Annotated in this window: 16 protein-coding genes; 9 read left to right on the top strand and 7 right to left on the bottom strand. The window is 71.4% G+C overall.

Annotated features, from left to right (window positions below):
• Positions 1 to 449 precede the first annotated feature (449 nt).
• Together AB0K36_RS24675 and AB0K36_RS24670 are read left to right on the top strand one after the other, a co-directional pair.
• The gene (locus AB0K36_RS24675; protein WP_364598242.1) at positions 450 to 2,618 is read left to right on the top strand and encodes a hypothetical protein; all 2,169 of its coding nucleotides are present in this window, start codon (positions 450 to 452) and stop codon (positions 2,616 to 2,618) included.
• Between the two features lie 42 nt (positions 2,619 to 2,660).
• Positions 2,661 to 2,846: a DUF1737 domain-containing protein gene (locus tag AB0K36_RS24670; RefSeq protein WP_189469008.1), complete on the top strand. Its 186-nt coding sequence runs from the start codon at positions 2,661 to 2,663 to the stop codon at positions 2,844 to 2,846.
• A 64-nt stretch (positions 2,847 to 2,910) separates the two neighbouring features.
• Here the strand turns inward: AB0K36_RS24670 and AB0K36_RS24665 are convergent, their stop codons facing one another.
• From AB0K36_RS24665 to AB0K36_RS24650, 4 genes are all read right to left on the bottom strand, one after another.
• Positions 2,911 to 3,399: a hypothetical protein gene (locus AB0K36_RS24665; RefSeq protein ID WP_364598239.1), complete on the bottom strand. Its 489-nt coding sequence runs from the start codon at positions 3,397 to 3,399 to the stop codon at positions 2,911 to 2,913.
• Between the two features lie 118 nt (positions 3,400 to 3,517).
• Positions 3,518 to 4,459 carry an adhesin gene (locus tag AB0K36_RS24660; RefSeq protein ID WP_364598236.1) on the bottom strand — a complete coding sequence of 314 codons (942 nt, stop codon included), beginning with the start codon at positions 4,457 to 4,459 and terminating at the stop codon, positions 3,518 to 3,520.
• Positions 4,460 to 4,568: 109 nt separating this feature from the next.
• Positions 4,569 to 6,533, bottom strand: a complete 1,965-nt coding sequence (locus AB0K36_RS24655; RefSeq protein WP_364598233.1) for a DUF8823 domain-containing protein — start codon at positions 6,531 to 6,533, stop codon at positions 4,569 to 4,571.
• A 168-nt stretch (positions 6,534 to 6,701) separates the two neighbouring features.
• Entirely contained in the window at positions 6,702 to 9,374 is a 2,673-nt protein-coding gene (locus AB0K36_RS24650) for a serine hydrolase (RefSeq protein WP_364598230.1), read from the bottom strand.
• A 221-nt stretch (positions 9,375 to 9,595) separates the two neighbouring features.
• On the opposite strand from AB0K36_RS24650, the gene AB0K36_RS24645 reads away from it, so the two are divergent.
• The 3 genes from AB0K36_RS24645 (at position 9,596) to AB0K36_RS24635 (ending at position 11,877) form a co-directional block, all read left to right on the top strand.
• Positions 9,596 to 10,327, top strand: coding sequence for a GOLPH3/VPS74 family protein (locus AB0K36_RS24645; RefSeq protein WP_005316328.1), 732 nt, complete (start codon positions 9,596 to 9,598; stop codon positions 10,325 to 10,327).
• Between the two features lie 300 nt (positions 10,328 to 10,627).
• On the top strand, positions 10,628 to 11,497 hold the full coding sequence (locus tag AB0K36_RS24640) for a helix-turn-helix domain-containing protein (RefSeq protein WP_189469002.1): 870 nt from the start codon (positions 10,628 to 10,630) through the stop codon (positions 11,495 to 11,497).
• Between the two features lie 170 nt (positions 11,498 to 11,667).
• Complete coding sequence (locus AB0K36_RS24635) at positions 11,668 to 11,877, top strand: DUF397 domain-containing protein (RefSeq protein ID WP_364598226.1); 210 nt, start codon at positions 11,668 to 11,670, stop codon at positions 11,875 to 11,877.
• 140 nt (positions 11,878 to 12,017) lie between these two features.
• On the opposite strand, the gene AB0K36_RS24630 is transcribed toward AB0K36_RS24635, so the two are convergent.
• A complete protein-coding gene (locus AB0K36_RS24630; RefSeq protein WP_364598223.1) occupies positions 12,018 to 12,908 on the bottom strand; it encodes a hypothetical protein in 891 nt (296 codons plus the stop codon).
• Positions 12,909 to 12,989: 81 nt separating this feature from the next.
• On the opposite strand from AB0K36_RS24630, the gene AB0K36_RS24625 reads away from it, so the two are divergent.
• A complete protein-coding gene (locus tag AB0K36_RS24625; RefSeq protein ID WP_364598220.1) occupies positions 12,990 to 13,772 on the top strand; it encodes an SDR family oxidoreductase in 783 nt (260 codons plus the stop codon).
• Between the two features lie 324 nt (positions 13,773 to 14,096).
• A complete protein-coding gene (locus AB0K36_RS24620; RefSeq protein ID WP_364598217.1) occupies positions 14,097 to 15,680 on the top strand; it encodes a sodium:solute symporter family protein in 1,584 nt (527 codons plus the stop codon).
• Between the two features lie 227 nt (positions 15,681 to 15,907).
• On the opposite strand, the gene AB0K36_RS24615 is transcribed toward AB0K36_RS24620, so the two are convergent.
• The gene (locus AB0K36_RS24615) at positions 15,908 to 17,038 is read right to left on the bottom strand and encodes an ADP-ribosylglycohydrolase family protein (protein ID WP_364598214.1); all 1,131 of its coding nucleotides are present in this window, start codon (positions 17,036 to 17,038) and stop codon (positions 15,908 to 15,910) included.
• Positions 17,039 to 17,421: 383 nt separating this feature from the next.
• A complete protein-coding gene (locus AB0K36_RS24610; RefSeq protein WP_364598211.1) occupies positions 17,422 to 20,016 on the bottom strand; it encodes a bifunctional FO biosynthesis protein CofGH in 2,595 nt (864 codons plus the stop codon).
• 129 nt (positions 20,017 to 20,145) lie between these two features.
• Between AB0K36_RS24610 and AB0K36_RS24605 the strand changes: the two genes are divergently transcribed.
• Together AB0K36_RS24605 and AB0K36_RS24600 are read left to right on the top strand one after the other, a co-directional pair.
• Positions 20,146 to 20,814, top strand: a complete 669-nt coding sequence (locus tag AB0K36_RS24605) for a hypothetical protein (protein ID WP_364598208.1) — start codon at positions 20,146 to 20,148, stop codon at positions 20,812 to 20,814.
• A 214-nt stretch (positions 20,815 to 21,028) separates the two neighbouring features.
• Positions 21,029 to 21,799, top strand: coding sequence for a VanZ family protein (locus AB0K36_RS24600; protein WP_364598205.1), 771 nt, complete (start codon positions 21,029 to 21,031; stop codon positions 21,797 to 21,799).
• Positions 21,800 to 21,821: the final 22 nt, after the last annotated feature.

Raw genomic sequence — 21,821 nt, 5'->3', positions numbered from 1 at the left:
TCCTCCTGGGGAAATCGAATCGACGCGTGATCCTGCTGGCGCCGCTCCATGAGACTTCCGTTCGGACCGGAGGGTTGTACGCGTGGGAAGGCCTGCACAGAACACCGGGCCGCACCCGGCCTCTCCGGCCACGCCGGGCCGTCTCCGGGGCATCCCGGGGGCCACGTCGGCGCCTCCCTCGGGTCAGGCCCCTACCGCCGCCGGGAAACAACGGGCAGCCTCCCGTACAACCCTGAGTTCACATCAGGTGTCGAAGAGGGCCCGGCGCGTACCGCGGTGCGTACCGGCCGCCGGCTCCGTTCCGAAGGAGCTTTCAGCCGCGAGGAACAAAGCCCCCGTTCAAGAACATTCGTCGCATCAGGCGTACAACCGTCCGGCCGTCTCACAGGTCTTGTGGGCGTGGCGTTCTCCGCCGCTCGCACGTCCTTCTCCGAGGAGGCCCCCGCCCCATGTCACGCGCCCGCGTCCGCACCTCCAGGTTCCGGCTGACCGTCGCCGTCGCCGTCGCCCTGGCCACCACGACCGCCGGCACGCTCGCCGGCCCGGCCACCGCCGCGACGGCGGCACCCGCCGGAGCGGCCGAGGTCGCGCGGCAGGCCGGGGACGCGGCCTTCCCGTTCACCGGCAGCTTCCTCTCCGCCGGGCCCAACGGGTTCCTGGGCGTTCGGACGGACGGCGTCGCCGTTTGGATGCGGTACGCGGACGGCTCCGGCACCACGTTCCCGAAGAACGCCGCGGTCACCTACCGAGGCGCCGCCGGAGCCGACGTCGTCGTGGCGAGCGAAGGAACCCGCCACACCGTCCGCGACATGGCCGAGGGCGGCGACCCGGTCGTCATCGACATCCCCTACCGGCTGGAGGAGGTCAACGGGTCGACGCTCGTGATGGTCGACACGGCCACCGACGAACTCCACCTCGTCAGCCGGGTACCCGGCGGCGAGGTCGTCGACCGCAAGGTGACCGGGATGCCGGCGGGAGTCCTCTGGGAGTTCTACGGCTCTACGCCCGGCACGGTCGCTGTACAGACCTCGGCGCCGGACTACGGCTTCCGTATCGCCCTGGTCGACGTGGCCACGGCCGCCACCGTCGAGACGTACGACGTCGGCAACTACAGCGGCTTCGCGCAGGTCACGCCCGACCGCGTGCTGTGGGAGTCGCCGTACGGCCGGACCACGATCGTGGACCGCGAGACCAGGCAGGCCGAGACCCACCCCTACCGCGCGCAGATCGCCCTGGGCGGCGACTGGCTGGCGATCACGGGCGGCGACAGGCTCGTCGTCGACGGGGTCACGTACCCGAACAGGCCGGTCGTCCTCAAGTCGCTGAAGGACGGCCGGAAGGTCCCGCTCCTCGACCTCGCGGGTCGCGTGGCCCAGGTCGGTGACGGCACGCTCCTGGTGCCCGGCGGCACCTTCGCCCAAGGCCGAGGCCTCTTCCGCATCTCGCTCGACGCGAGCGGCACCCCGGCGGCCACCATGATCGCGGACGAGCAGCGCCCCCTGGGAATCGTCCTGGAGCAGGTGAATGTTCCGAGCGTGTACCGCTTCGACGGCACCGACGGTCGCGTGACCTGGAAGACCAGCGATTCGGACCTGGGCGTCTCGCTGGATCTCACCCACGTGGCCACCGGCCGCACGGTGTCGCTCTGGAGCTACTACGACACCTTCATCGACTGGGACGGTTACCTCGACCAGGTGATCGGCGCCTACAACGGCGCGTACACCTGGAAGATGACCGCCCACCCCGCGTCCGGGGTCGGCCCCGCCGCCGTGAAGACCGGTACGACCACGGTGGACCGTGGCACCGCGGCGCGCGACTTCAACGACAACGCCCACGCGGACGCGCTCGTCCGCGACAGCTCGGGCAACCTCTCCGCGTACGACCTCAGCCAGCTGCGCGCCATGGGCAACAGCCCCGACTGCCACGAAGAGGGTTGCCCGCCGGTCGTCCGGGACCCGAAGCCGGACGTGCTGGGCACCGGCTGGAACACGTACACGCTGATGGCCTCCCCCGGAAACGCGGCGGGCACTGCCTCGGACGACGTCGTCGGCCGGGACCGCGACGGTGTGCTGTGGCTCCACCGGAGCAGCAAGCAGAAGCTCCTGCCCCGTACGAGGATCGGCGGCGGCTGGCAGGTCTACAACAAGATCACCGGCGGGTCCGACCTCAACGGCGACCGGCGCGGCGACCTCCTCGCCACCGACACCTCCGGCGTGCTGTGGTTCTACGCCTCCACCGGCAATGCCACGGCCCCCTTCAAGGCCCGCAAGAAGATCGGCGGCGGCTGGGGCGTCTACAACCTCCTCACCGCTCCGGGCAACATCGCGGGGGCCTCGGGCGGCGACCTCCTCGCCCGCGACACCTCCGGCACCCTGTGGCTCTACCTGGGCAAGGGCGACGGCACCTTCACCGCCCGTCGCAAGGTCGGCGGCGGCTGGCAGAAGTACACCCACGTGCTCCCGGCGGGCAGGAACGGCACGGGCGTTGCCGACCTCTACGCCGTCGGACCCTCCGGCTCCGCGCTCTACTCCGGCCGCGACAGCACGACCCGGCCCTTCGAAACGGCCTACGCACTGCCCCTGCGCACCGACTCCACCCGCTTCAAGACCTTCTTCTGATCCTGTCTCCGCGTGGACAGGGGCTTTGAGACCCTTGAGGCCATGAGCACACCTCCCGACGGTCTGCCCGTCTACCGCGTTCTGACCGGTCCCGACGACGCGGCGTTCTGCCGTCGTGTCAGTGAGGCCCTCGCCCTTGGATACCGGCTCCATGAAGGGCCGGCCGTCACGTTCGACGGAGACAGGGTCGTCGTGGCCCAGGCGGTGGTCTGGCCGACGGAGCCGTAGGAGGGGCGCGGGGCCCGGGCGACGGCCGCGCCTCACGCCGGGGCGAGGAATCCGGAAGGCCCCGTCACCAGTCGCAGTCGTCGCGGTCCCAGCGGCCCCCGCCGGGGTGGTCGCGGTCGTCGCGGCAGTTGTCCCGGTCCCGCCAGGTCTCGGACGGGGTGGGGGTGGGCGTCGGCGTGGCGGCCGTGGTGGTGCGGGACGACGGCGAGGAGGAGACGAAGGCCGACGCCTTCGCCGGGGCCGGGGAGGAGACCGGCGAAGAGGCCGGAGAGGAGGCGGGGGACGAGGCGGGCCGCGCCCCCGCGGTGGACGAAGGGTCCGGGGCGCCCGCGGTGGGCGACGGGACGTCCGTCGGGGTGATCAGGTTGGGGCGCCCGCCGACTTCGATGTCGGCCACGGGAGCGGGCTCCCCCACGGCTTCGCCGCCGTCGTCCCCGAGTATCAGCGCCGCGCCGCCGAGCAGCGCGCCCGCTCCGAGTACGGCGCAGAGGCCGAGCAGCACCTTGGGGCGTGACGGGGCCCGGTGACGGCCTGATGTCCGAGCGCCGGGCACCGCGCACGCCTCGCACGCGCGTCCGTCGGGTCTGCATCCCTCACAAAGCATGACGGACACTATGCAGCACTGCCGTACCCGCCCGCAGGCAAGGGGTCTGTTCGTCCCGCGAGGAGGCTCACGCGCGGCACTCGGCCCGCATCTGCGCCGCCGCGTGGTGTGCTCCGCCGCGGTCGCCGTCGCCCTGGTCCTCGCCCCTGTCGACGAGTTGGACGGTCAGCTTCTGGTCGTGGACCGGCACCTTCTCGATGACCAGGCCGCTGCCCCGCAGTTCGGTCTGGTCGATCTCGAAGACCTTGACCACGCTGCCCGGGTCGTCGGGGTCCGAGAGCACGTTGTACGTGGTGGGCCGGCCCGCCACGTCCCGGTCGCGTCCGCTGTCGGGTACGACGACGGCGACCGAGCAGGTGACGTAGCCGCTGCCGACGTACCAGGACCATGTCGCCCGTCCCCCTGCGTCCTTGGTGCTCCTGCCGGACATGGGGACCGCCGTGAAGCGGCCGTCGCAGCCGTCGCCGCGGTGGCCGCCGGAGCTGACGGTGTACCAGCCGTCGTCGCCGTCGCTGAAGCGGTTCTCCTCGCTGTAGAGGCCGCCTCCTGTGCAACCGGGCCCGGCCCAGGCGGAATAGGCGGGCCCCCGTGCCTCCTCGGGCGGACGGACCTTCGCGGGCGGCTTGGGGGTGGCGCGCACGGGCGGCGGGGAGGCCGCGTCACTCGGCGGGTCCGCGGGGGCGATGCGCTGCGGTGCGCCGCCCAGATCTCCGATGTCGTCGCCCGCGCCGGGGGCGTCGCCGGCCTCCGAGGCCTGTGAGGTGTCCCCGTACAGGTCCGCCGTGGAGACGGTCAGGGCCACCACCGCCACCACGACGGCCGCTGTCAGCAGGAGTTTGTTCCTGCGGGAGAGCAGGAGCAGGCGTCCCCGCAGGGCCCGTCCCTTCGACCGTCCGGGACCGGGGTGCCCGGCCGCCCCGCGCCTGGCCGTCCCTCCGGCCGTCCCGCACCGCGGGCAGTTCATACCGGGGAGTGCCTGTGTGCCGTCGCCGCATTGTTTGCACGCCATGTATTCGCACCTGCATCAGTGGACCGACCGATCGGTATGCCGAGCGCGTCCACTATGCACGAGCAGCGGAAGGTGAGGTAGGTGTTAACGCGGGTAAGGGCGAAAGGATCTAGCGGAGTTCGTCAGGGCACGGGGTTCCGCGGGGAAGCTGGTACGGGGCGGCGAGCCGGTAGGTTCCCGGCCGCGGGGCGAGGAGCTCGGTCCACTCGTCGCCCTCCATGTCCTCCTCCGCCTTCAGCAGACAGCCGTTGGTGTTGACGAAACTCCTGGGCCCGTCCTCGCGTGCCTGCGACTCCGGCGTCTCCTGCGGGCCGTCGACACCCTTGCCCTCTTCGTCCACGAGGCTCAGCCATGGCGAGTAGGGGACGCGGATCAGCACCCGGCCCGCGTTCTTCACATGGATGGTCAGCTCGCCCGCACCCGCGTGGTCCACGGTCGCCGGCGGTTCGGCCATCGGCGTCGGGTTCTCGACCGCGAACAGCTGCCAGTTGGCGTCGCCCCAGATACGGGTCAGGTACGGCTGGCCCTCGCGTACGAGCTCCGCCTCCTGCTGGGCTCCGCTCGAGTCCGGCGCCCCCTGCGGAAGCACCACGTAGTGCACGGCCCACCGGTCGAGCCACGCGCGGTAGTTCGCGGAGGTGAGGACGTTCTCCTTGTCGTAGAAGAGCGGGTTGCGTTTCATGTCGGCCTGGCGGTTCCAGCCACGGGCCAGGTTGACGTACGGGGCGAGCGCCGACGCCTCCCGGTGGCTGCTCGCCGGCACGACCTCGACCCTGCCGCGCTCGGCGTTCACCTCCTGGAGCCGGTTGACCAGCGGCGCGAGTTCGCGGTTCCAGGAAGCCGTCGGGGCCGTGCGGACGATGTCGTCCACACCCTTGTAGCCGATCCAGGTGTTCAGTCCGACGACGGCGATGACGACGGCGTACCACTTGCGGGAACGCGGCACGGTGTACGGCAGGGCGGCGAGCAGCACCACGCCCGCGAAGAGCATCGGCAGCCTGGACACGTTGGACCCGATCTGCGAGTCGATCGCCCAGGTCAGCAACGTGCCGACGGCGTAGACCGCGGCGCCGGTGCGGACGGTGCGCCACTCCTTCGGTACGAGGAGGAGCACGAGGACGCCGTAGAGGAACGGGAGCGACGTCGACCAGATCGACATGGGCTGCGTGCCGGAGAACGGGAACAGCCAGGCGGACAGCGCCACGACGAGCACCGGCGTGAGGCCGATCGCGTACGCCCCGGGGCGGCGGCCGTTGAGGAACAGCGCCGCGGCCACGACGCCGAGGAACAGGCCCGCGACGGGGCTCGCCGCCGTGGCGAGACCGGCGAGCGGCGCGGCGACGGCCGCCTTCGCCCAGCGGTGGTGACGCAGACGGTGCGGCCAGCAGAAGACGGCGCCGACCGCGCCGAGCGCGAACATCATGCCGAGGCCGAAGGTGACCCGGCCGGACAGCGCGTTGCACAGGAACGCGAAGACGCCCACGAGGGAACACGCCACCGGATTGCGCACGGCACGCACCCGGACCAGCATCAGCGCGGTCAGGGTGGCCGACACGGTGCCCGCGAGCATCATGGTCGTCCGCACGCCGAGGACCGACATCAGGTACGGGGAGACCACGCTGTACGAGACGGGGTGCATGCCGCCGTACCAGGCGAGGTTGTACGCCGAGTCGGGGTGGCGGCCGACGAACTCGGCCCAGGCGTCCTGGGCCGCGATGTCGCCGCCGCTGTTGGCGAAGAAGAAGAACCAGAGCAGGTGCACGAAGGCGGCCGCGGCCGTCGCGAGGGCGACGGGGTGACGTGAGAGGCGGTCGCGTACGCCCGCGAACCGGGTGGGAGCCGGGGCGGAGGCGGGGACGGGGGCGGAGGTCGACGCGAGGCGGGGCTCCGGCAACCGCGACCGCAGACGGAGCGGTATTCGCGGACCGGTGCCGATGGTGGTGCCGTCGGTGACGGTGGTGGTGCCGTCGGCGGCCGCGGTGGCGTCGACGGCGGGCCGGTCACCGCCGGCTCCGCCCGTGGTTGTGCCGTGAGTGCTGCTGCCGTCCGTCCGTGTCGGCTCAGCGGTGGTCACTTCGGCTCTCCCCGTCCTGTCCTGCTGTCCGCCGTCGTCCTCCCGGCCGGCCGCGCCTCGATGCTCGCTGTTCGCTTGTCGTTCCTCAAGACGCCGCCCGGGCGCCCGGAGTTGCCCCGGGACGCTAGCACGCAGGCGCCCCGGTCTCCCGGGACGCCCGCGCGGCGGTCAGCCGAGGCGGGTGAGCTTGGCGCCGAAGCCCGGCTCGGAGAGGTCCCGCTGCAGGGCGACCGGTGCGCTGACCTTGCCGACGCCCTCGCCGACGGACACCTGGCCGACGACCGTTCCGGCCTTCGCCGCGTGCGGGACCGCGCTGCCGTTCTCCGCGATCTCGATCCTCACCTCGAGACCGGCCCAGCCGACGGCCTTCAGGTCCTTGGTGGCCACGAGGGGCGTACGGCCGCCGAGTCCGTCGTCGACGTGTCCGACGACGTCCCCCTTCTTGACGACCGTGGCCGAGGTGACGGCCTCCTGGGCCGGCGGGATCAGCGCGATGCTGTAGTCGATCGCCTTCTCCAGCTTCTGCCACAGCTGAGGAGCGTCCTGCGCACCCATCACTATCCCGACGATGCGCCGGACCTCACCGTCGACGACGGCGTTCGCGGACCAGAGCAGGTTGCCGCCGGCCGGCGTGGAGGAACCGGTCTTGATACCGCCGACACCGTCCATGAGCAGGGCGCGGTCGTTGTTGTTGCGGATCTTGCCGTCGATGCCCGGGATCTCGACCTGCGTCGTGTTCACGATCTCCCTGAACACGTCGTTCTCCATGACCGCCTTGCCGAGCTTGATCTGGTCCAGCGGGGTGGAGACGGTGGTGGCCTTGAGACCGCTCGGGTCGGTGTAGGTGCTGTTCGTCATGCCGAGTTCCTTGGCGGCGTCGTTCATCTTCTTGACGAACGCCTCCTCGGAGCCGGCGTCCCAGCGCGCCAGCAGACGGGCCGCGTTGTTCCCCGAGGGGATCATCAGCAGCTGGAGCATCTGCTTCTCGGTGAACTGCTGGCCTTCCTTGATGGGAGCCGTCGACTCGCTCTTCGCCTTCGACTCCTCCTCGGCCTTCTTGTCGACGGTGATCTTCGGACCGACCTGCTTGCCGGTGATCGGGTGGTCCCTGAGGATCACGTACGCCGTCATCGTCTTCGCGACGCTCGCGATGGGAGCGGGCTTCTGGGCACCGTACTGACCGAGACTGCCGACGCCGACGACCTCGGCCGCGCCCTGGCCCTCCGCCGGCCACGGGAGTTCGAGCTTGCCGCCCTCGAAGGTGTACGTCTCCTCCGCGGACAGCGTGAGCGTGGGATCCGGAAGCGGACGCACAAGCTGTACGACCGCAAAGACGACGAGGAGGAGCAGGACCAGCGGCGTCCAGATCTTGACCCGCCGCACGACGGTGCGGACCGGCGTCTGCGGCGGCGGGGGCGTGTTCGTCAGCTCGGCGAGCAGGTCGAGCGGCGGCAGCGGCGGCATCGGCTGCTGCTTGGTCCGCTCGGCCTCGACGAGTGACGCGGGAGTCCCGGACGCGGCCGGGAGCGGCTGCGCCGGCGCCGGTGCGGGGGTGGCCGGCGCGGGGGCCGTCGGGGCCGGTGCGGAAGGTGCGGCGGCCTTGGGCGTCTTGGGCACGGCGGACGCGGGACGTACGTCGTCACGGCGCAGCGGCACGAAGGTGCTGGTGCGCTCGGCGTCCGTCTCCGGCCGCGACGCGGGCTCGGGCCGGGGCTCCGGACGGGACTCCGGCTTCGCGGCGGGCGTGGCACGCGGGGGCATCTTGAGGGCGGTGGTGGGCTGATCGACGGCGGGGCGCCGCAGCGCCTTGAACATGGTCGTCGGCTGGTCGACGCCGTGCCCGCCCGTCTCGGCAGGGGTGTCGTCTTCGCCCTTTGCTTCCGCACTGTCCGAAGCTGTGGCTTCGCCGTCTGCGCCGTCAGCGCCGTCCACCGGGGTGTCCGCCGACGCGGACGCGGTCACCGGCGCGCTCCCGCGCTCAGGCGCTTCGTCGCGACCGGCGTCGGCGTCGGCGTCGGCATCGCCGACTGACGAGCCGTCGGCGGACCGGGGCCGTTCCGCTGCCGCCGTATCGCCTGCGGCCGCGGCTGTGGCGGCGTCAGGTGCCGCCGCATCGGCCGGCTCCGCGCCGTCCGACGTGTCGGACGCATCGGCCGCGGCGGCCGATGCGTCGTCGCTCACCGCGTCACCGTCGGGAGCGGCGTCGCTGGACGGGTCCTTGGCGGGCGCGGCGGGCGCGGCGGCCGCGCCCGACTCCGCAGCGGGCTCCTTGGTGGCCTTTGCCGCGGTCTCCGTGGCCGACGCCTCGTCCGGCGCCTCCGCGCCCTCCTCGGCCTCCCCGTCCCGCGAGACGGCCGCAGAGCCACCCACGGAGCTCTCCGACGCGTCGGAGTCCTCGGAGCCCTCGGAGCCACCCTTCGAGCCCTCAGTGCCCTCGGAGCCCTCGGCGTTTTCGGGGCCTTCAGGGCCCTCCGCGCCGTCCGGGTCCTCCGAGCCGCCCTCCGGCTCGTCCGCCGTCGCCACCCACGCCGCAACCGCGGCGCGCAGGCGTGCGTCATTGCCCGAAGGGGCCGCGTCCGGCTCCTCCGGCGGCGGCGTGGTCCTGAAGACGGCCGTCGCCTGGTCGACGGGGGCCGGGCTCTCCGTCGTCCCGTCCGTCGCCGTCGTCGTGGAGGTGTCATGGCCGGAGCCCTGTCCCTGCGCGGCGTCGCGTCCGGGAGATGGCCGGCGGAACACGGTGAGACGCGGATCGCGTTCCTCCTGAGTCGTCTCCCCCGACGACTTCCGCTGCTCCGACTTGTCGGGGGACTCGCCCGCCACCGTGCCTCCTCCATGAGTCATGTGCCATGCGCCATGCGTATGTCTTCACGAACACCAGGAACCGGCGGCCCGCCGACGGCCCGTGGTGTCCGAACCATCTACCAGTGTCCTGTGTGAGCGCTTGGCTCCCGTGCTAGACGAGAACGACATACCTATCGGTTCCCTAACAAAGCACCCAGGCGCCCTCGACAGACCAATGTGAGAGGGGTCACCCTGTCATTCATCCACGCGGGGAGGCATGGATGGGCAGGAGCCGCAGAACACTTCCGGAGGAGCTTCTGCTGCTCGCTCTGGACCCGGCAACGGGTACCACAGCGCAGCCGCAGTCGCTCGACCTCGGCCTGGCCGGGGCACAGCTAGTAGAGCTGGCTCTGGCAGGACGGATAGCCCCAGACGGGGATCGTATCGCCGTGGTGATGCCACGGCCGACAGGAGATCCGACCCTGGACTCCGCACTGGAACTGCTGCGCAGACGCGGCAGTCCGGTACGGGCGGTCCACTGGATCGGCGGGCCCCGCCTGGGGCTGCGCCAGATATACCTCTCGCATCTGGAGCGGTGCGGCATGGTCCATGCCGTCGCGGGCCAGATGTGCGGAGTTCTGCCGACGACTCGCTACCAGGCGACGGACACGGCGATCAGCCGGGACATCAGGGCCCGGCTGGACAGTGCGATCCGCACCGGTGTACCGCCGGACCCGCGGACCGCGGCGCTCGCCGCACTGGCCCACGCGGTCGGACTCGGCAAGCACCTGTACCCGGGCAACGAAGGACGTTCCTCGCGGTCCCGTCTGCGGGACCTCATCAGGCACGACCCGATGGGCGGCCTCGTCGCGCACGCGGTGATGGACGTCCAGAACGGTGTGGCCGCCCAGCCGCGCCGTGCCCAGCCGGCGGCCCCCGCAGGCCGCCAGCCGGGGCCCGTACCGATGCAGCCACGCCGCAGCAGCATGGCGGCACGTGTCGTCGCGCACTGAGCACGGCACCGCACCACCGCACCACCCGACACCCCGGAGCAGCACCGCGGAACCGGAGCGCTGAAGCGCCGTAGACGGAACCGCGGTGCCGCACAGCAGGACCGCCGCACCGTCGTCCCCAACGGCCGGTTCGGGAGCCGCAAGAAGAACGCGCGGGGCAGCCAGAAGGCTGCCCCGCGCGTTCGTATGTGCAGCCACGGCGTTCGCGCGTGTAGCCATTTGGCAGCGCAGCGACCACCATTGGTGGCAATCTGCTCAGCAGTAGATACGCACAGCTACGCAGTCGGAGGTGCAGTACCCGTGGCGTCCAACGTCAATCCCACCGTCAGGAGACGCCGATTGGGGCAGGAGCTGCGCCGGCTCCGGGAGCTGAAGGGCATGACGGCGGAAGAGGTCGCGGAGCGCCTCCTCGTCTCCCAGTCGAAGATCAGCCGTCTGGAGAACGGCCGCCGCTCCATCAGCCAGCGCGACGTCCGCGATCTGTGCGGCGTCTACGAGGTCGAGGACCACCGGATCGTCGACTCGCTGATGCAGATGGCCAAGGACTCCCGCCAGCAGGGCTGGTGGCACGCCTTCGGCGACATCCCGTACAGCGTCTACATCGGGCTGGAGACCGACGCGGCCAGCCTGCGGGTGTACGAGCCGCAGGTCGTTCCCGGTCTGCTGCAGACGCGGCAGTACGCGGAGGCCCTCATCTCCGGCGCGCTGCCGGAGAGCGGCACGACCGACATCGAGAAGCGCGTCAGTGTCCGTCTGCGCCGCCAGGAGCGGATCAGGGACGCGGAGCACCCGCTGCGGATGTGGGCGGTGATCGACGAGGCGGCGCTGCGCCGGCAGGTCGGCGGCCGGCAGCTGATGCGCGAGCAGCTCGAGCATCTGGTGGAGCTGTCGCAGCAGCCCCACGTCACCGTGCAGGTGCTGCCGTTCGAGATGGGCGCGCACCCGGGCGTCAACGGTCAGTACGCGATCCTCGAGTTCCCGGACACCTCCGACTCGAGCGTCGTCTACATCGAGGGTGTGACGAGCGACCTGTATCTCGAGAAGGCCAACGACGTGCAGAAGTACAGCGTCATGTACGAGCACCTGCGCGCGCAGGCCCTGAACGTGGAGCAGACCCGTCAGTTCATCGCGTCCATCGCCAAGGACTACACCGCGGGAGACGCCGCCTGACCAAGGCGGCGGAACGGTACACCAGAGGCACCGTGTGACGGAAGAGTCGCATGGAATATGCCATCCGGTCGAGTGAACGCCCGTCTCGCGCAGCCCTGTCGGCGAGTAGCGTCGATCACGCCAGCAAGACGTTGGCTCGGATCACACCACTTGCCGGAAGCGGAGCGAACATGGCAATCCTTCAGGGCGCGACGGAGAGCTGGACGAAGTCCTCGTACTCCACGGGAAACGGCGCTTGCGTAGAGGTCAAGTCCCCTGTAGTCCAGGCGATCTCCGTACGGGACTCGAAAGTCCCCGCAGGCCCGACGATCACCTTCGTCCCCGAGTCGTGGAACGCGTTCGTGAATGAAGTGGGCGACGGCGCGTTCAATCTCGGCTGAGCGCGTCACCGCCCGCAGTACGAGCAACGCGAAGACACGAGAGACACCCCGCACAAGACAGTACCGAGAGCCCTCTCGACTGGATCGCCGTCCCGGCCGAGGGGGCTCGGCATTTCCCCGGACCGCGTCGGCGGCGTGCGTCAGCGCAGCTGGTCGACATAGCGGTCGGTCCCGGGGACGGTCGGCACGAAAGGCGCCACCAGCTCCACCCGCCCCAGCCCCGACTCCGCCACCGCCGTGTCCAGCCCGGTGAACGTGTCCTCCCACCGGTCCCTCGGGTCCTCCTCCAGGAACCACAGCAGCGTCAGCCGGCTGTCCACGCCCTCCACCTGCTTCACATAGGTCATCCGGTCCCCCGGCAGCGGTGTGGGACGGAAGACCGCCACCATGGCCGCGCACGAGCCCGCCAGCCTCTTCGGCAGATGCTTCGCCCGCAGCCACCGCAGCAGTTCGGCCCGCCGCGCGGGGCCTTCGGCGTCGACGACCTCCAGCACCAGACCGGCGTACGGATGGTCCAGCGCGTGCTGGTCGCGCGGGCCCGCGGCCCCGTCGCGGTAGACGGTGGCCTCGTGGTCCTGGAAGGCCGTGAAGACGTGCGTACGCCGCTGGTGGACGCGGCCGTCGCGGCCCAGGCGCTTGTTGATGGCGACGGTCCATCTCATGTGGTCGTCGTAGCGGCCCTCGGTGATCCAGTACGTCGAGAGGTAGCACCCGGCCGTCACCGGCTGCGCCACCGCGGACTTCTCCGGGTAGCGCAGCAGTTGCAGGTCCCGGGTCGCCACCCAGCGTCGGCCGGCGCTGATCCAGGGCATCGCCATCGCGCCCGCGTAGTAGTGGTCGTCCTCGTACCAGCGGTTGTACGCGTACTCGTGGCCCGGATGCGGCTCGACCATCGTGATCAGCGCGTGGCCGGGGCGCACCCCGTACGGGCCGACGGACGCCAGCTCCGCGTACATCTCGCTGCGCGTGTCCTCGCCGGGCGTGCCGCCCTCACCGCCGTCGTCGCCGTCGCCGTGCCTGTCCTCGCTCATGGCGCTCCCCTTCCTTCCTGGGCCGGGCCGACCTACTCTGACGCTCCGTCAGATAATCCGCCAGCCTCGGGAGGCACCGGGATGCTGCTTCGGGACAAGAACGTCGTCGTGTCGGGCGTCGGCTCCGGGCTCGGGTTCCAGGTCGCGGCAGCGGTCGTCGAGGAGGGCGGCAGCGCCGTACTCGGCGCCCGCACGGAGGCGAACCTCGCGAAGACGGCCGACGGGATCGACCCCGGCGGCGCCCGTAGCGCGTACCGGGCCACCGACATCACTGACGAGGCCCAGTGCGAGGCGCTGGCCGCGCTCGCGACGGAGCGCTTCGGGCGCATCGACGCCGTGGTGCACGTCGCCGCCCTGGACAGTTCCTTCGGCGGCCTCCAGGACGCGGACTTCGCCACCTGGCAGCGCGTGCTGGACGTGAATCTGCTCGGCACACTGCGGATGACGCGGGCGTGCCTGCCGGGACTGCGGGAGCGGGGAGGCTCCGTCGTGTTCATCGGCACGCAGTCGGCCGTCGCCGCACCCTCACAGGTGCGGCAGGCCGCGTACGCGGCGTCCAAGGGCGCACTGACGTCCGCGATGTACTCCCTGGCCCGGGAGCTCGGCCCGGACCGCATCCGGGTGAACACGGTGCTGCCCGGCTGGATGTGGGGGCCGCCGGTGCAGGCGTACGTCCGGTTCACCGCCGACGCCGAGGGGGTGCCGGAGGACGAGGTGCTCGGGCGGCTCACCGAGCGGACGGCCCTGCCCGACCTCGCCACGGACCGGGACGTCGCCCAGGCGGCGGTCTTCCTCGCCTCCGACCGCGCCCGGTCGATCACCGGCCAGTCGCTTCTCGTCAACGCCGGCGAGCTGATGCGGTAGTTCGAGGACTGGGGACCACCTCTTCCTGGCCGCACGGGACCCGCATCCCGTGCGGTCTCTTCTGTCTGTCGGACTCGACGAAGTGCCCGCTCATCGTGTGGCCCGCGTCTCGTTCGCGACAACGCCCCTCAAGGTCAAGAACGAGTAAAAATCGTTCGTCTTGCTGATCCTCGTTCACACTCATGACCGTCAGAGGCCTTGACCACCGGCCACGGCAGCCTGTTCAATCCGGGAAGTCCCCAACTCCCGCATGGGGGCGCCGCTCAACGGACGCAAAGACGAAGCGCGCTCCTCGTTCACAAGGCGGACCCCCCTGGAGGGGACATGAACAGTCTCGACTGGGCCGTGCTCATCGGCTACTTCGGTGTGATGGTCGCGATCGGCGTCTGGTCCCACAAACGCGTGGACAACGTCAGCGACTTCTTCACCGCCGGCGGCAAGATGCCCTGGTGGCTCTCCGGCATCTCGCACCACATGTCGGGCTACAGCGCGGTGATGTTCACCGGCTACGCGGCCATCGCCTACACCTACGGCGTCACCTCGTACGTCACCTGGTCCTTCCCCATCGCGATCGGCATCGCGATCGGCGCCAAGGTGTTCGCGCCGCGGCTCAACCGGGTGCGGTCGCGACTGCACGTGGCCTCACCGCTCGAATACCTCAAGAACCGCTACAACCTGCCGACGCAGCAGGCGCTCGCCTGGTCCGGCGTGCTGCTGAAGATCGTCGACGTCGGAGCGAAGTGGGCGGCCATCGCCACACTCCTCTCCGTCTTCACCGGCGTCTCCCTCAACACGGGCATCCTGATCACCGGTGCGGTCACCGCCGTCTACTGCACCGTCGGCGGCCTGTGGGCCGACGCCCTCACCGAACTGGGACAGTTCGTCATCCAGTTCGTCGCCGGTATCGCGATGCTCGTCGCCGTCATGGCCGAGCTGGGCGGCTTCAGCAGCCTGTGGACCGTGTGGGACGAGCCCGAACTGAAGGGCCACGCCGAGCCGCTCGCGGGCCCGTACATGATGGTGTTCCTGATCGCGTACCTCTTCATCAAGACCTTCGAGTACAACGGCGGCATGTGGAACCAGGCCCAGCGCTACATGGCCACCGACTCCGCGAAGTCCGCACAGCGGTCGGGCATCCTGTCCGCGGTGCTGTGGCTCGTCTGGCCGGCCGTCCTGTTCTTCCCCATGTGGGTCGCCCCGCTGCTCATCAAGACCGACGTGCCCGCCGACAGCTACGCGCTGATGGCCGAACAGCTGCTGCCGCACGGTCTGCTGGGCCTGGTCATCGTCGGGTTCTTCTCCCACACCATGGCCATGTGCTCCTCCGACGCCAACGCGATCGCCGCGGTCGTCACCCGCGACATCATGCCCGCGCTGTCCCGCAAGGCACGGGAGTGGGACACCCGCGTCGGACTGCTCGCCGCCCGCTGGACCACGCTGCTCTTCCTCGGTCTGTCGATGGCGATCGCGACGCAGGTCAACTCGCCCTTCTTCGGGGACATCATCACCGTCGTCATCAAGTGGGTCGCCGGCCTCATGGGCCCGATCGCCATCCCGCTGATGCTGGGCCTGCTCCCCTGGTTCCGCAAGAGCGGACCCACCGCCGCCCTGCTCAGCTGGGGCGTCGGACTGCTCACCTTCTGGCTGGTCAACTACCCGATCAGCTGGAACGTCGAGGGCGGTGTGCCGCTGCAGTACCAGATCTCGGTGCCGCTGGCCGTCTCGCTCGTCCTCTACATCGCGATCGGCTGGATCAAGCCCGAGGACACCCCGGAACGCGACGCGGTCCTCGCCAAGATCAACGGCGACGACGAGGGCGGCCTCGGCACCGCCCGGCTGATCCCGTCACCCGCCGCGGCCGGCGACGCGGAGGTCAAGGTGCTCGGCCGCGAGGGCGCCGACAGCTGAGGCACGCCTCCCCATCAGCACTGCCGACCGTGCGAGGGCCCGGCTCCCGAGGAGGGGGGCCGGGCCCTCGTCGCTCCTGGAACGGGACGGGCCGTACGCTCCCGCTCCTGAAACGGGACGGGGCCGGGCCCTCGTCGCTTCTGGAACGGGACGGGGCGGACGCTCCCGGCTCCGGGAACGCGGCGGGCGCCTCCTCCGGCCCGTCCCACCGGCGAAAGCCGGCCGGGTCAGGTCAGTTCGGCCGCCGCCCGCGGATACCGCTGGAGCCAGCCCGGCGCGGTCACCGTGGGGCTGTGCAGTGCGGGACCCTGGGTCATCTCCATCGCGAAGTCGTCCGCGATCTCCAGCAGCGTCGGTCGGCCCTCCAGCTCGCACAGCCAGGCCGGCGGCAGCGCGGTCTCCCCGTGCATCGCGCCCAGCAGCGCGCCGCACACGGCCCCGGTCACCTCGGACGGGCCGTCGTGATTGACCGCCAGACGCAACCCGTGCCTGATGTCCTCGCCCACGAGGGCGCAGTAGACGGCGATCGCGAGGGCGTCCTCCGCCTGCCTGGCGTCGCCGAGGGACGCGATCCGCGCCGGGCTGGGGATGCCCTGCCGCACGGCGCCGAGCGCCTGCTTGAGCGCGTCCGTGACGGGCTGATGACCCGGCCTGGACGCCAGCTGCGCCAATGCCCGCTGCACCGAGCCGTCCAGCGTCTCGCCGCGGGCCAGACCGTGTACGACGACGGCGAACGCACCGGCCGACAGGTACGCGGTCGGATGCCCGTGCGTCTGCGCCGCGCACTCGACGGCGAGCTGGCACACCAACTGCGGCTCCCAACCGACCAGCAGCCCGAACGGCGCGGACCGCACCAGCGCTCCCGCGTCACGGGCGGTCGGGTTCTTGGGGGTCTGCAGGGTGCCCATGTTCGCGTCGCCGAGGCCGGTGACGGTGTCACGGGGCGGGTTGCGACGGCTGTAGAGCCACTCCTCGCGGGCGAGCCAGCCGTTGTCCTTGCGCCGCTCGTCGGGGCCCCAGTCTCGCTGGGTGGCGGCCCATCTCAGATAGGCGCGGTGCACATCGGTGGGCGGATGCCAGGCGCCGGTGTCGCGGCGTACCTGGGCCCGTATCAGGCCGTCGACGGTGAAGAGCGTCAGCTGTGTGGCGGCCGTGACCGCGCCGCGGCGGCCGTTGACCGGCTCGAGGTCGGTCAGCCCGTCGGGGCCGTGGGCGGCGCGGATCTCGTCGATGGTGAGCCCACCGACTCCGGCGCCGAGCGCGTCGCCGATGGCACCGCCGAGCAGCGCGCCGCGCACCCTCGCGCGGAAGTCCTGCTGCTCGGCACGGCCCCACACGCCTGCGGCTGCTGCGCTCACCGCGCTCCTTCCCCGACGTCGAACGAACACTGCCCGGCCCAGCACTGTAATCGAACGGGAACGGCGTGCTCAGGGGGCGAGGGCCGGTCCCGGCCGGGCCGTGCGCGGGTCGCACCGGTATGTCGCGGGACGCAGGCAGGCGCGGCGTACCGACCCTTATGCCCCACCGTGCCGGGCACCGGCGGGCCGCGGCCGACGTCCTGTTCCGCGCGGCGCGCCGGCGGCCGGGCCGACCGGTGGAGGTCCGGTCGGCGGTCGGGCCGTCGGTGGCCGGGGCGGTCGGTGGCCGGGGCGGTCGGCTCCCGGGCGGTCGGTGGCCGGGCCGATCGGCGACCCGGACCGATCGGCGGCCGGGCGGGCCACCGGCGTCCGTCAGGCAGCCGTCATTCCGGCAGCAGGGGCAGCAGCTCCGGCAGGTGCCCGTCGGACGCGCTCGCCGCCTGCCGGCGCTCGGCCGGGACCTCCCCGTACAGCGTCGTACGCGGCCTGGACGGCCGCCCCGCGGCCTCCGCGATGGCGGTCAGGTCACGGACGGAGCGGTACGAGCCGTAACTGGAGCCCGCCATACGCGAGATGGTCTCCTCCATCAGCGTGCCGCCGAGGTCGTTGGCTCCCGAGCGGAGCATCTCCGCCGCGCCCTCCGCGCCCAGCTTCACCCAGCTGGTCTGGATGTTGGTGATGTGCGGGTGCAGGAGGATACGGGCCATCGCGGTGACGGCGCGGTTGTCGCGGGTGGTCGGTCCTGGCCGCGCGATGCCCGCCAGGTACACGGGTGCGTTGGTGTGGATGAACGGCAGCGTCACGAACTCCGTGAAGCCTCCGGTCTCCTGCTGGATGCGGGCGAGCGTACGGAAGTGGCCGAGCCAGTGCCGGGGCTGGTCCACGTGCCCGTACATCATCGTGGACGAGGACCGGATACCGAGCTCGTGGGCCGTCTTCACGACCTCGATCCAGGTCGCCGTGGGCAGCTTGCCCTTGGTGAGGACCCAGCGGACCTCGTCGTCGAGGATCTCGGCGGCGGTGCCGGGGATGGAGTCGAGGCCGGCCTCCTTCGCGGCCGTCAGCCACTCCCGGACGGACATGTTGGTGCGGCTGGCCCCGTTGACGACCTCCATCGGCGAGAAGGCGTGCACGTGCATGCCGGGGACGCGTTCCTTGACGGCCCGAGCGATGTCGAAGTACGCGGTGCCGGGCAGATCGGGGTGGATGCCGCCCTGCATGCACACCTCGACCGCGCCGACGTCCCACGCCTGCTGCGCCCGGTCCGCGACCTGGCTCAGAGAGAGGGTGTAGGCGTCGGCGTCGGTGCGCCGCTGGGCGAAGGCGCAGAAACGGCAGCCGGTGTAGCAGACGTTGGTGAAGTTGATGTTCCGCGTGACGATGTACGTGACGTCGTCGCCGACGACCGACCTGCGGAGCTCGTCGGCGATGCGGGTGAGCGCGTCCAGGGCGGGACCGTCGGCGTGCAGCAGCGCCAGGGCCTCGTCGTCCGTCAGCCTGGTGGGGTCGTCGGCGGCCGTGGCCAGTGCGGCCCTCACGTCCGTGTCGATGCGCTGCGGCACCATGCCGGGCGCGGCGGCCTCCCGCAGGGCGTCCCAGTCGCCGTAGACGGCGTCGAAGTCGTCACGCCGGTCGTGCGTACGGCCGTCGGTGTCGATGGTCCGGTGCAGATCCGTGCGCCCGCTGGCGGTGAAGCCCTCGTCGGGCTCCTGCCAGGGCAGCCCCGTGGGGAAGGCGTCGCTCTTCGCGAGACCGGTCTCCGGGTCGGCCAATGCCCGTACGTGCGGCAGCAGCCGCGGGTCGAGCCACGGCTCGCCGCGCTGGACGAACTCCGGGTAGACGCACAGCCGTTCCCGTAGCTCGAAGCCTTCGGCCGCCGACTTCTCGGCCAGCTCGTCGATCCGGGGCCAGGGCCGCTCGGGATTGACGTGGTCGGGGGTGAGCGGCGACACGCCGCCCCAGTCGTCGATCCCGGCGCGGATCAGCCGCGCGAACTCCGCGTCCACCAGGTTCGGCGGCGCCTGCAGACAGGCGGAGGGCCCCATGATGTGGCGCGCGACCGCGACGGTCGCGACCAGCTCGTCCAGCTCGGCGTCCGGCATACCGCGCATGGCCGTGTCCGGCTTGGCACGGAAGTTCTGCAGGATCAGCTCCTGGATGCCGTGGTACGCCCGCGAGACGCGGCGCAGCGCGAACAGCGACTCGGCCCGCTCCTCGTACGTCTCGCCGATCCCGATCAGCAGCCCGCTGGTGAACGGCACGTTCGTCCGTCCCGCGTCCTCCAGCACGCGGAGCCTGACGGCGGGCTCCTTGTCGGGCGACCCGTAATGCGGCCCGCCCGGCTCGCTCCACAGCCGGGTCGCCGTCGTCTCCAGCATCATCCCCATCGACGGCGCGACCGGCTTCAGCCGCTGGAAGTCGGTCCAGGACATCACCCCGGGGTTGAGGTGCGGCAGCAGCCCGGTCTCCTCGAGGATCCGGATGGCCATGGCCCGCACGTACGCGATCGTGTCGTCGTACCCGTGCGCGTCGAGCCACTCACGGGCCTCGGGCCAGCGGTCCTCCGGCTTGTCGCCGAGTGTGATCAGCGCTTCCTTGCAGCCCATTTCGGCGCCGCGCCGCGCGATCTCCAGCACCTCGTCCGGCGACATGAACATCCCGTGCCCCGCGCGGCGGAGCTTGCCCGGCACGGTCACGAAGGTGCAGTAGTGGCACTTGTCGCGGCACAGGCGGGTGAGCGGGACGAAGACGCTCTTCGAGTACGTGATGACTCCGGCCCGGCCTGCCGCCTCCAGCCCCGCGTCCCGCACGCGCGAGGCGGACGCCGCCAGGTCCTCCAGGTCCGCGCCGCGCGCCTGCAACAGCACGGCGGCCTCCACGACATCGAGCGCGACCCCGTCCCTTGCCCTCTTCAGCGCACGCCGCATCGCGTTCTCTGTCGGCCGTGCCGGATGGGGTCCGCCCTGGTGATCGGTCATGCGTCGAGCATACGAGCGGTCGCGGACAACCTGCCGGGACCGTGCCCGGTCGGCTGAGTAGCCGTGCTCATCCGACTTGAGTGCGTCGGCGGGTACGGCCGTGGCGGCCCGCCTCGTAGCGTCGTCCTCGTGACCGAAGATCTCGCGCCGCCCAGCACCAGCCCGTCCGCCGCGTCCGCCGCCAAGTGGCTCGGCATCACCGTGGCCGCGATCGTCGGCATCCCTGTGCTGCTGGTCCTCGTCGTGCTGGTGACGTACGGCGTCCAGCGCGCGACCCCGGAGGACTACCCGAAGGCCGCGCCGCAGACCATGGCCGACCGGGCGGGCACCCGCTCCCAGGAGTCGTACGACGTCCTCGGCTTCGACACACAGCTCCCGCCGGGCGAGTTCAACTCCCTGTCGTCCGGCTACTGCTACCCGGACGGCCTGGAGAGCGTGGCCGACGAGCACGTCGACAACGCCTACGCCCTCTCCCACCAGTGGCAACTCACCGACGTCCCGGAGTCGGACGCGCTCCCGGCCATGCGCCGCCTGCGCGACCACCTGAAGGCGGAGGGCTGGGACGTCGTCTCGTTCGACTCCACGCCGTCGGGCGACAACTGGACGCTGCGCACGGAACGCGACGGCGACGGCCGCCAGGTCTACGAGTGGTACGCGGACGGCGGCCGCTTCCACGGGGGCGTGCACGCGGAGTGCGCATACCTCCCGACCCCGCCGACGGACCCGTACGCGAGCCCGGACGACGCGACAGACGGCCTGACCGCACCGACCTTGACGCCGTCGCGCAGCGAGTCGTGATGGTCCGCGAGAATGTGCAGGAGTCGATCGACCGACGGCGCGAACTGCGCCTGGCCGTGAGGAGCACTACCGCCATGGCCGGAGGTTGGGCCTCACCGATGGCGGGGCCGTCTCGGCTCCGGCTCGCGCCGGTCCCTTGATGCCGGGCCGTGTATCGCGGGCGTATCGAAAATCGCATACGCCGCCGCAACGGCCCTCCGTCTCCAATGGGGGCATGAGCCACAACGCATCCCTGTCGGCACCGCCCCGCCGCACGCGCAGGATCGTGCTTCTCGGCCTGGCGCTCCTCGGCCTGGCGAGCGCCGTGTTCGTCGTGCGGGGGCCGCTCATGATGGCCGCTCCGAGGTGCATGGCCGGGCGGTGGCACGGTTGCTACGACACGTTCAACGGTGTGGTGCTCATGACGTTGGTCGCGCTGCCGTTGGCCGCGCTGGTGGCGTGGGCCCTGGCGCGTCGCCGGCGTGCCGCCGGCATCGCATCGGCGTGGCGGATGTCGCTGGCCGAGGTGGGCATGGTCCACGGGACGGTGCCGTTCCTGTGGATGACCATGATGCCGGGCGGCGGGGCCGGCATCGTCCCCGCCCGGGTGAGCCTGGTACCGCTGCGGGACCTGGTCACAATGGGGCCGCTCGGGATCACCGGCAACCTGCTCGTCTTCGCGTCGCTGGGGTTCTTCGCGCCGATGCGGTTCGCGGCGCCGGCGTCCGTGCCGCGGGTCCTGGCGCTCGGGGCGGGCTGTTCGATCGTGGTCGAAACCGCACAGTACGTCCTGCAGCTGGACCGGGTGTCCTCCGTGGACGACGTACTGGTCAACGCCACCGGTGCCGTGCTGGCCGCGCTGGCGTCGCGCCGTTGGTGGCGCACCGCGGCGGAAGCGCCCTCGGACCGGCCTGGCCCGGAGCCGACACCCGAGCCCGAGCCCGAGCCCGCGCCCGCGCCCGCGCCCGCGCCCGCGTCGGCGTCGGCGTCGGCGTCGGCGGGCTGAATCGCGTGTCCGATGTGCACAC

The sequence above is a fragment of the Streptomyces kurssanovii genome, assembly GCF_040677245.1.
GTDB lineage: Bacteria > Actinomycetota > Actinomycetes > Streptomycetales > Streptomycetaceae > Streptomyces > Streptomyces kurssanovii.
Note: the sequence above shows the minus strand (reverse complement) of the source record. Positions and strands in the feature narration are given on the sequence as shown.

Coding starts and splice junctions, on each gene's coding strand:
- AB0K36_RS24675 (WP_364598242.1), top strand. CDS start 450: ATGTCACGCGCCCGCGTCCGCACCTCCAGGTTCCGGCTGACCGTCGCC.
- AB0K36_RS24670 (WP_189469008.1), top strand. CDS start 2,661: ATGAGCACACCTCCCGACGGTCTGCCCGTCTACCGCGTTCTGACCGGT.
- AB0K36_RS24660 (WP_364598236.1), bottom strand. CDS start 4,459: ATGGCGTGCAAACAATGCGGCGACGGCACACAGGCACTCCCCGGTATG.
- AB0K36_RS24650 (WP_364598230.1), bottom strand. CDS start 9,374: ATGACTCATGGAGGAGGCACGGTGGCGGGCGAGTCCCCCGACAAGTCG.
- AB0K36_RS24645 (WP_005316328.1), top strand. CDS start 9,596: ATGGGCAGGAGCCGCAGAACACTTCCGGAGGAGCTTCTGCTGCTCGCT.
- AB0K36_RS24635 (WP_364598226.1), top strand. CDS start 11,668: ATGGCAATCCTTCAGGGCGCGACGGAGAGCTGGACGAAGTCCTCGTAC.
- AB0K36_RS24630 (WP_364598223.1), bottom strand. CDS start 12,908: ATGAGCGAGGACAGGCACGGCGACGGCGACGACGGCGGTGAGGGCGGC.
- AB0K36_RS24625 (WP_364598220.1), top strand. CDS start 12,990: ATGCTGCTTCGGGACAAGAACGTCGTCGTGTCGGGCGTCGGCTCCGGG.
- AB0K36_RS24620 (WP_364598217.1), top strand. CDS start 14,097: ATGAACAGTCTCGACTGGGCCGTGCTCATCGGCTACTTCGGTGTGATG.
- AB0K36_RS24610 (WP_364598211.1), bottom strand. CDS start 20,016: ATGACCGATCACCAGGGCGGACCCCATCCGGCACGGCCGACAGAGAAC.
- AB0K36_RS24600 (WP_364598205.1), top strand. CDS start 21,029: ATGAGCCACAACGCATCCCTGTCGGCACCGCCCCGCCGCACGCGCAGG.